The 9,885-nt window shown below is 70.1% G+C and carries 8 protein-coding genes and 1 pseudogene; 6 read left to right on the top strand and 3 right to left on the bottom strand.

What is annotated here, in order from left to right:
• Positions 1–151: 151 nt before the first annotated feature.
• From ACYVLT_RS26190 to ACYVLT_RS26205, 4 genes and pseudogenes are all read left to right on the top strand, one after another.
• A complete protein-coding gene (locus ACYVLT_RS26190; protein WP_461122857.1) occupies positions 152–1,051 on the top strand; it encodes a Scr1 family TA system antitoxin-like transcriptional regulator in 900 nt (299 codons plus the stop codon).
• Positions 1,048–1,863: a hypothetical protein gene (locus tag ACYVLT_RS26195; protein WP_461122858.1), complete on the top strand. Its 816-nt coding sequence runs from the start codon at positions 1,048–1,050 to the stop codon at positions 1,861–1,863. Before ACYVLT_RS26190 ends, ACYVLT_RS26195 begins: the two co-directional genes overlap by 4 nt.
• Before the next feature lie 464 nt (positions 1,864–2,327).
• Positions 2,328–3,413, top strand: coding sequence for a S1 family peptidase (locus ACYVLT_RS26200; protein ID WP_461122859.1), 1,086 nt, complete (start codon positions 2,328–2,330; stop codon positions 3,411–3,413).
• 223 nt (positions 3,414–3,636) lie between these two features.
• A pseudogene (locus ACYVLT_RS26205) lies at positions 3,637–3,966 on the top strand (transposase); the annotation flags it as partial.
• Positions 3,967–4,256: 290 nt separating this feature from the next.
• Here ACYVLT_RS26205 and ACYVLT_RS26210 read toward each other — a convergent pair.
• Together ACYVLT_RS26210 and ACYVLT_RS26215 are read right to left on the bottom strand one after the other, a co-directional pair.
• The gene (locus tag ACYVLT_RS26210; protein WP_461122860.1) at positions 4,257–4,643 is read right to left on the bottom strand and encodes an ATP-binding protein; all 387 of its coding nucleotides are present in this window, start codon (positions 4,641–4,643) and stop codon (positions 4,257–4,259) included.
• 232 nt (positions 4,644–4,875) lie between these two features.
• Positions 4,876–5,493, bottom strand: a complete 618-nt coding sequence (locus ACYVLT_RS26215) for a DUF4394 domain-containing protein (RefSeq protein ID WP_461122865.1) — start codon at positions 5,491–5,493, stop codon at positions 4,876–4,878.
• 64 nt (positions 5,494–5,557) lie between these two features.
• Here ACYVLT_RS26215 and ACYVLT_RS26220 point away from each other — a divergent pair, with 64 nt between their 5' ends.
• Positions 5,558–5,761 (top strand): hypothetical protein, encoded by a 204-nt coding sequence (locus ACYVLT_RS26220; RefSeq protein WP_461122861.1) that lies wholly within the window; start codon positions 5,558–5,560, stop codon positions 5,759–5,761.
• A 1,047-nt stretch (positions 5,762–6,808) separates the two neighbouring features.
• Here ACYVLT_RS26220 and ACYVLT_RS26225 read toward each other — a convergent pair.
• Complete coding sequence (locus tag ACYVLT_RS26225; protein WP_461122862.1) at positions 6,809–7,381, bottom strand: hypothetical protein; 573 nt, start codon at positions 7,379–7,381, stop codon at positions 6,809–6,811.
• A gap of 186 nt (positions 7,382–7,567) precedes the next feature.
• Between ACYVLT_RS26225 and ACYVLT_RS26230 the strand changes: the two genes are divergently transcribed.
• On the top strand, positions 7,568–8,737 hold the full coding sequence (locus ACYVLT_RS26230) for an IS701 family transposase (protein WP_461122866.1): 1,170 nt from the start codon (positions 7,568–7,570) through the stop codon (positions 8,735–8,737).
• The last annotated feature ends 1,148 nt before the right edge of the window (positions 8,738–9,885 follow it).

Consider the following 9,885-nt stretch of genomic DNA (forward strand, 5'->3'; position numbering starts at 1 on the left):
GCCCGCCGGTGGGACGACGACCCTCCGGCACACGTCGCGTGACGCACGCCGACACGCGGCCCTCCTCGGGAGAGACCACAGCCCCGAGATCCGCTACATCCGACATCCGGGCACGCCCGCACTCGCAGATCGCACAGAAAGGCTTCATACGGTGGAACCAGAGACCACTCCGAACCCGCGCTCGTCGGGAACCGCCCAGGCCCGGGAGCTGGGGGAGGAGCTGCGCCGGCTGCGCCACCGGCGCCGACTCAGTCTCGAGCAGGTGACCGGGGCGCTGGGGTGGTCGCCGACCATGCTGTCCAAGGTAGAGAACGGCGCACGCACCACCAGCGCCTGGAACACCGCCACCCTCCTCGGTGCCCTCGGCGTCGACCTCGCAACCCGCAACCGGATCGAACAGTTGGTGCAGGAACCCGCCACCGGCAGCCACGTCCGCGTGCACCCCGGGCGCGGGCCCGATGACCTGCCCATGCTGGCCGTGCACGAGGCGATCGCGGTCACGGTCACCTCCTACGACCCGTTCACGGTGCCCGCGTTGCTGCAGACCGAGGACTACGCCCGCATCGCCCTGGAGCACACCCACGACGTCGACACCGCCGTGCGCACACGCCTGGAACGGCAACACCGATTCGGCGACCGATCGCGACCGACGTGCGATGGCACTTTCTACGTCCACGAGCGCGCGCTGGCGGGTGCGGTGGGTGACCGGGTCATGCGTGAGCAGTGCCTGCGGTTGGCGGTGGTCAACACCACCGCACAGCCCGGACTTCGCGTCCGGCTCGTCCCCGACGGTGTCGGCGACGCCCTGCAGTACCCGGCGCTGCGCCAACCCTTCACCCTGCTCACCTTCACCGACCCGATCCGGCCCCTGGCCTACACCGAAACCGTCGACGCCACCGCCTTCACCGACGACGCCCCCGCCGTCTACCAGACCATGCTGGCGGACCTGCACCGCATCGCGCTCACCGTGCAGCACACCACCGCCGCGCTCCAACGGCGGGCCGCCCCCGCCGGACGCGACGAAGCCCGGTCGGTGCGGAGCGGCGCGTGAACCAGAGCCGGCGGCACGCGATCGCGCGGTTACGCCAAGACCTGACGGTCGCCCACCGCACCCCCGACCGGGCCTGGTTCGACGCCCACCGCGACGACCTCCTGACGACGCTGCGCGACGCGTCGGACGAGCCGGAGACGGCGGTCGCGCTGTTCGCCGACGTGTGGCCGGTAGTACCCGCCGACGTGGACGAGGCGTGGTCGCACGACCTGCTCGACCTCGGTGCGCGGCTCGCGGTCGTGCTGCCGACCTCCCTGCTGCTGGCCACCGCCTTCCGCCGCGCCGCCGCGTCGTTACGTGAGCAGGGGGCACTGCGGGCGGCGACGGTCGCGGGCATGCACGAACTCGCGATCCACCGGCTACGCGACGACGACCCGGACACCACCGCCTCCGCGCTGCACGACCTCGCCTCGATCTACCGAGCCCCGGGCCGGCTGCACAAAGTGGTCGACTGCGCCGACGAGGTACTCGAAGTGCACCTACAGGGCAACGACCCGATCCGCGTGGCGCGGGCGCTGGTCCACCTCGGTTCGCTGATGATCGAGGTCGGCCGGTTCGACTCCGCGGCCAACTACCTGACCCGCGCCGACAAGCTCTTCGAGGAACTACCCGACACGACCGGACCGGCCAGGGCCGAGCGGGCCGGGTGCCTGACCCTGCTGGGCCGGGCACTGTGGCTGTCCGGCCACCAGACCGCGGCCTACCGACGGTTCAACCGCGCACTCGCCCTGCTCATCGGCACCGACGACCACGCCGCCCAACAGGTACGCGACGTCGTCACCGAACTGGAGACCGCGGGTGGCAGGTCGTGACCACCGGCACCGGATCGGGATACCGGATCCGACGACACCCGCCGCGTCGTGGTGTGCGCCGGCATCGAGCGCCCGAGATGCCGGACGGGCTTCCCATGATCACGGCACACGCCGCCGGGCGATCCCACCACGATGGCCCAGGCCGGCCAGATCCTGCGGGGCAACGATGACAGCGTCCCTGTCCCGGGCGCGGGCATGTCGCGTCGCCGGTTCGCCGATCGACGTCGACCCCGCCTCGCGCCGGACAGTCGGCGGACGGACCCGGATCCCTCCCCGACACGGCGTTGCCCGGCGGGAAGCGCCACGCGGCGTCGGACACGCACCACCTCGGCGAACAACGCGCGGGGCCGTCCTGTCCCGCCCTGCCGCGTCGGCATCCACATCCAGAATTCCGGGGCCGCACGAACGTCGCGGTGCGTACCCGGCGTAATCCCCGCAATCCCAACGATTCAGGAGATCACCCCTTGACCCTCTCCACATCCGCGCGGCGGGCGCCGGCCGTCCTGCTCGCCGCTCTCGCCCTCGTGCTCGCCGGTGCCCCGGTGGCCACCGCCAGGACCGTCCAGCCGCCCGGTGGCGACACCGGGTTGGAAATCGTCGACCTTCCCGGCGTGCAGGCCGACGACCCCGCGGACGGCGACGTGGGCACCCAGATCGTCGGCGGGCGCCCGGCGAGCGAGCTCTACCCGGCGGTGGCGATCGAGTACGACACCGACTACACCGACCCGCCCCGTACCGCGTGGGGAACGTGCACCGGCAGCGTGATCGCTCGGACGTGGGTGCTCACCGCCGCCCACTGCCTGACCAACCTGCCCGCCCAGTCGCGGGCATCGGGGCTGTGGCAGGCCGTCGACCGGGCCACCCCGCACGCCCCGCCGCTGTACGTGCCGACGGAGGAGAAGCACCTCTACCTCAAGATCGGCGCGACCGACCGCTCGCAGGCAGACCGGGTGGAGATCAAGCGGGTCGTCATCCACCCAGGGTGGAACTGGGTCACCGACCCGACCAGGCACGGTGCGGACGCCGCCCTGGTCGAGCTGGCCACCCCCACGACGGTCAAGCCCTTCCCACTGGCACGGCAGGAACCCCGCCCGGGTAGCCAAGTCCGTGCCCTGGGCTGGGGCCGCCTGTCCAACGACGCGACCAGCGGTTCACTGGAGTTGCAGGAGCTGGACACCGTCGTCCTGCCGGCGCAGCGCTGCGCGAGCGGTTTGATCACCAAGGGCGACGTGTGCACGCACAACCCGCGCAACAAGAACGGGGTGTGCAACGGCGACTCCGGCGGCCCGGTGATCAGGCGGGTCCTCTGGCGGTGGGTGCAGGTCGGCGTGGTCAGCCGCAGTGGCGCCCAGTTGTGCGGCATCACCCCCGATGTCCACACCGGCGTGACGACCAACCTGCCGTGGATCAAGGCCGTGGTCGAGAGCACGATCCCGGTCGACCTGCCGCTCACCGCAGCCCAGGGCGGGCCGATCACCCACCCCGACTTCCCGATCGGCACCACCCCGTCGGAGGCACCGGGCCTGTACGACCTGGCACCGGCGGCCTGACCCACCCCACCTGAAGGCGCCACGCCCAGCCACATCGCCACAAGCGACCGCCTCGACGGTCGATACCGTCGACGACGCGACCGGAATCCCCCCGTTCCGTCCGCGCAGTTCCCCGACCACGACGGCATCGACACACCGCTCCGGCGACAGGGCACCGCCGGCTCGCCTCGCCGCCCCCCTTCGCGGCGCGGCGAGCCCCCGGCCCCACGAACCCCATACAGCAGTGCGCAGAGGCCTCGGTCGGTACGGCCGCCACTGCCCACAGACCCGGCCGACCCGCTCCCACGATCGCGACGGCGATCGTCATGTCCTCCGCGACCCCGAGCACCGTCTGATCGTTGCCGGGCCCTGGCGGCTGGTCGCGGACGCCGGCTACATGCCCCGGCTGGCCCACGTCCTGACCGACCTGCCGATCACCGTGTTGGCGCGGATGCGCTCGGATCGTGCCCTGCGCCGCCCGGCACCGCCACTTCGCCTGCCCCATGGAGCGGCCCAACCGCAACGGAGGCGAGTTCGCCTTCGGCGACCCGGATACCTGGGCGAACCCGACATCACCACCCGCACCGAGACCAGGCTTTACGGTCCTGCCCTGATCCGGGCCTGGGACCGGCCCGTTCCCGAACTCCCCTGCCTGCCCTTCACAGCAGGTTCTTCGACGGTCAGGCGCCGTGCCGGATGGATGGACATGTCGGCGCCTCGCCACACGTCGAAGGCGCCGTGCGGCGGTGGCCCTGATCGCATCGGGAGATGTGGCCGCACGCCTCCGGATCCCCGTGGGAACGGTGAAGTCATGCGTGCACTTGGCGTTTGCCGCCCTGCGGCACCTGCTCGTCAGCGGGTGATTCAGGGCCACTGCGGGAGGTCGGTTGTGCCGCAGGGCAGTTCGGCCCAGACGGTCTTGCCGCCGGGGCGCGGATTCACACCCCAGTTCCCGGCCAACTTGTCGATGATGATCAGGCCTCGGCCGCGGTTGGGACCCAGCCGTGAACGGCCGAAGGTCAACTCGTCGGGTGAGGCGTCGTCCACCTCGATGCGGACGAAGTGCCAGTTCGGCGAGCGTCGGAGCCGGACGGTGCGAGGGCTGACGCTGTGGTCGTAGGCGTTGCTGACCAGTTCGGTGACCAGCAGCATGCAGTCGTCGAGTTCGTCCTCGGTCAGGTCGGCCAATGCCTCGGCGGCCCACCGGCGCACCGACGCCAGCACCGGGATGTCGTCGGGGAGGGGCAACACCACTGTTTCCGCTGGCTCGTCGGTGTCCACAGGCCTCACGTCCCTCGACTGAAGACGCGTGGCCGGCACCCGTTCCCGGTCGCGCACTGTTCGGTCGGCGACCACCATACGGGCAATCCGCCCGAACCCGGCCGCGACGAGGGGCGACGCGCGGGGACGGTGCGGCGATCATCGCTGCTCGGTCGGCGACCGCGGTCGGGTCGCCCACCCGACGGCGGTCATGTGATCGCGCTCAGTCGCGGCCGGGTTCGGAGTCGATGGCGTACAACGTCGTGCTCGTCGCCCCGGCCACGCTGTTCGTGTACCCGGCGGCGGCCACCCGGGGCGCCGACCCGCCGTCGACGTGGGCCAACACGCCGTCAGTCGCGGCCACCGCACCGGTGTCCGGGTGCAGCCGCAGGTTCTGGCCCTTCGAGGTGACCAGCCGGATGCGGTCCACGGTCGGGTTGAAGTCGAAGCCGATCGCGTGGCCGTCCAGCGCGACGGCGGTCCCGATGCCGACCGCGTGCCCGGTGTGCGGGTCGACGGTGTAGAGCCGGGCCAGGTCCGGTGGCCGCCGCCCGGTACCGCACGGCCCTGCGCGCAGTGCTGGGCGTCGTGTCCGACGCCGACTTGGAGTTCCGGCCGCCCGATGGTGGTAACCCTGATGGGGTGAACCGGAAAACGTTCCTGAGGACCGCCCCTGGGGATCGGTGTCGGGGTCGTGGCGGCGGGACGGGCGCCCGCCGCCTATGGCGCGGACGACGTCGCGGCGGCGCTGTCGGGACCCACGGCGGACTACCGCCGCATGGAGTCGGTGATCTCGTCGGGCTGGCTGACACCGGCGGTGGAGTCGCACCTGCACCTGCACCTGGCCTCGCGGATCGTGACCCAACGGCTCAACACCCCAATGGGGTTCGGCGAATTGTCGGAGATTGCCGGATCTGGCCGCGTGGCTCGCCTTCGATCGCCATGATCACGGTTCCGCCGCCAAACGCTACGGCGACGCGGTAAGGTACGCCGAGCGCGCGGGTCACCCGGTGCTGGCGGCCTACATGACCGCGAGTCTCGGCAGCGTCGTGGTGGAGGCGGGCTCCGCGCAGCAGAGTATGACATTGATCGACCGTGCCGCCGGATAGCTGGACGGCGGCGCTCCCGACACCGCTCGCGCGTGGCTGGCGTCGCTGTGTGCCGTCGGCCATGCACCCTAGGCGAGCGCTCGGCGACGCTGGCCGCACTTCGGGAGGCCGACAAGCTGACCGATCGGCAACGCGGCCGGGTGTGATCACGGATCGTGCGAGTGACTCTGCACTGGCTCATGTCGGCCCGGCGTGTCGCCCGGAGACTCCCGCGCCCAGGTTCGTGACGAAGGGCCTGTGTGCGACGGTCTCCAGCTGAAGGGTCGATTGCGCCGTCCGAGTGACCGTGTCCGATTCTTCTGCGGTGCGGCGGTTCGGCTGCCATAGTTGTCACTCGACATTCACAACCGGTGGGTTCTGACGGGGAACCGCAGCGCGTGGGAGTTCACTCTCGCCGAGGCATCGTCTGGTGGGATCGGCGCTTAACTGGTCAGTGGTTGCTTGTTGCCCATGCTCTGAACGGGCCGTGTACTTCCACGGCATGGATCTGCTCCACCGGTTCCGGATTCCGAGGGGGGAGAAGTGCGAAACAAGTGGCTTTCAGCCGCGCTCCTGGTGATCGTGCTACCACTTCTGGCGATAGGAGTGCCGACGGCATCGGCCGTGGCCGAGACTCCATCTGCGCAGTCTCAAGAACCAGGTAAGGAGGCTGAGCAACACGGTCCCAGCACGGATTCAGGTGTGAGCGTCCTGGGTTCCTCGTGTACTGAGCCGTTCTGTTCGAAGACCGACAACGAGAGTCACCTGGGGGTGTACGTCGGCAGGGACTGGACTTGCGACGGAACCACCGGAACTGCCCGCGGTGAATCTTGCGTGAGCACGGCGAACCGGAGGTGGATCAGTCCGGATCAACGCACCCCGTCCGGCCAGGATTGGGACGCGTTCCGCGTAGATGCGGGCTACTGCTACAAGGTTCGGTTCTCACTGCCTTACGACGCATGGGTCCACTACTACAATCGGTCGAACACGACGGCGGTATGGGTCAAGGTCGAGAATCATGCCATCGCGTTCGTGCAAGCGCAGCGATGGGGCTCCTGCCCGTAGGGGTCATGTGCCTCTGATCGGGGTGCGGGTGGTGTAACGCCGTGGTTGATCAATCGGTGGTGCCCGACATCCTCGGCATCGGCGGAACGTATGGCGGCCATCGTCCGCACCACATCCGCGCGCAGTCGTGGAACGGCTCTGGTGAGCTGTCGGGTCCGAATCGGTCGACCATGGCGGCCACCCGTACCACTTCGGTGAGCAGCGGCAGCAGCGCCGAGGCCACCGCGCCCAGACCGCCGAAGATCTGTTGCAGGGCCCGCCTTCCTCCGCGCTGCGGAGGAAGGCGAGCATGGAGCCGGTGACCGCGTTGAGGGTCTGGAGCAGGCCCGCGCCCTGGGTGTTGGCGGCCGACAGGACCGTGAACACGATCCGCACGACGTTGCCCAGCACGCCTGCCAGGTCGCCCAGCGTGGACAGGCCAGCGGACAGCCATTCGCGTAGTTGTCCGGTCTCGCGTGCGGTGGCAATGAACTGGGCGAACCGTTCGGTGCTCTCGCCGAGTCCAGAGGCGAAGCCGGGGAGGAAGTCCGAGCCCACGGCGGCGATGTCGCGGATGGCGCGCAGCAGCGGCGCCACACCGCCCGCCAGCGCGCGGACGGACTGGCCGGTGTTGTTTAGGATAAGCCGGACGTCATCGACCGTCCCGCGCCTCGGCGGCGAACCCCGCCGCGCCGCGTGCGGCCTGGTTGTAGCCCTCGGCGATGCCGCCTAGTACTCCAGCCGCACTTGGTGATCATGTTGCTCTAGGCTGTCGATCTTGTGATCGTAGACGAGGACTTATCGGCCGGGACCGCGGGTTTGGACGAGTTGTTCGGGCGGGTGGCGGGACGGTTCCACCGGGTGGAGCCGAGGCGTCGTGGCCGGGCGTACGTGCGGGGGTTGTTGGCGCCGATCGCGGGCAAGAACGGCTGGACGTTGGCGGAGGTGGCCGGCGAGTCCACGCCGGACGGGATGCAGCGGCTTCTCAACGCCGCGTCCTGGGATGCCGACGGTGTGCGGGACGATCTGCGCGCCTACGTGGTGGAGCAGCTCGGCGACCGCGATGGCGTGCTGGTGGTGGACGAGACCGGTTTCGTGAAGAAGGGCGACAAGTCGGCCGGGGTGCAGCGGCAGTACTCCGGCACCGCCGGCCGGGTCGAGAACTGTCAACTCGGCGTGTTCCTCGCCTACGCTACCGGCGAAGGTCGCACGCTGATCGACCGCGAGCTGTACCTGCCCAAGTCCTGGACCGGTGACCGTGCCCGGTGTCGTGAAGCCGCGGTACCCGACTCCGTTTCCTTTGCCACCAAGGCGGTTCTGGCACTTCGGATGTTGGAGCGGGCGTTCGGGGCCGGTGTACCGGCCCGGTGGGTGACCGCGGACGAGGCCTACGGCCAGGACCGCAAGTTCCGCGCCTGGATCGAGGACCGTCGGACGGGCTACGTCGTGGCCGTGCCGCGCAGCCAGACCGTCCCGACCGTGAACGGCACCGCCCGCGCCGACACCCTCGCCCGCAACGCCCCGCCCGAGGCGTGGAAACGACGCTCGGCCGGTGACGGCGCCAAGGGGCCGCGGCTGTACGACTGGGCCGCCGCGACCCTGCCGCCCGACCCCGACCTGTCATGGTGGCTGCTGATCCGCCGCAGCATTGCCAACCCGGACGATCTGGCGTTCTACCTGTGCTTCGGCCCCACCGGCACACCCGACGACGAACTCGTCCGCGTCGCCGGAAGCCGCTGGGCGGTCGAGGAATGCTTCCAGACCGCCAAGACCGAGATCGGCCTGGACCAGTACCAGGTCCGCCGCTACGACGCCTGGTACCGCCACATCACCCTCGCCATGCTCGCCCACGCCTACCTCGCCGTCACTGCGGCAAACACCCACACGACCCGGACGAGGACGGCCTCGTCCGCCTCACCCTCGGCGAGGTCCGACGTCTCCTGGCACACCTGATCACCACGACGTTCAACAAAGATCGACTCTACCGATGGTCCCACTGGCGCCGCCGCCACCAGTACCGTGCAAGAAAGAGCCACTACCAGCGGAAACGCACATAGTCACCAAGTGCGGCTGAAGTACTAGGCCGTCACGCAGCACCGGCAGGTACCGGTCCCCCAACCGCGAGACCTCACCGCCGAGCCCGGAGAACAGCCGGGCCTGCACGTCGAGCCTGAGCCCGTCGAACTGCGGGCGCAGCGCCCGCACGGCGTCGGTGGTCTCCCGCATCGCGGGCGGAAAGTCCTTGACCGCCTTGGCGTACTCGGCCGGTGTCTCCGCGCTGAGGCGTCGTTGAGCCCGTCGACCCCGAGGCGCAGCGCGCCCACGGCAGCGGCTGCGGCGATGCCGACCGCCGGGACGATCAGCAGAGACCCCGCCACGGTCCCGGCCGCCGCGCCCAGCCCACCCATCAGCCCGAGCGCTTGGGCGATGCCACCGGCCAGCGCCGCGTACTTCAGCGTCGCCGCGCCCACGGTGGCGGTGTGGGCGCGGCGACGCTGCCCGTCAGCCCGGTGACGCCCCGATCCAACTGGGCCACGCCCGGCAACTCTTCAACGTGCTTGCGGGCATGGACACGGAGGTCATTAGGCGTCTCCTCGCAGGTGGGCGGGCCTCCGGAATTGTGGCCGATCCGAGCCGGCCCGACGAGCGGTAGCCAATTCCGTACGCCGTGAGTCGTCCGGATGGCATGGCGGCCGTCGCTGCGATCCGGAGGTCGGCCAGCCCGCAGGTACAGGAGCTGGACGTCGCCGCGTTGACGCCGACGTGATCGGAGAGCCGTCGGGGCCGACCGGTACGCCTGACACAGGCGACTGTCGATCGACTCCGACGATGGGATTGACGGACAGGAGGCGAGGTGGTCGTCGGTCGGCACTGCACACCACGCTAGCCGGCCGCACCTGGCGGAGTGGCGACTCTGCCAGTCCGTGCGTGCGCGCACGCAAGCCTACGATGCTACAGCAGTGAGCCATTTCCATCGTGACGTCGCAGGTCACGGCGCGAGCTGAGCAGTGGGGAGCGGTGGGCGAGGCTCCCGGTAAGACAGCAGTCGACCAAGATCCGATGCCCCAACCGGGAGCCTCGTCGTGCTGTCCTACCCTGCC

It is taken from the genome of Saccharothrix stipae (assembly GCF_054781895.1).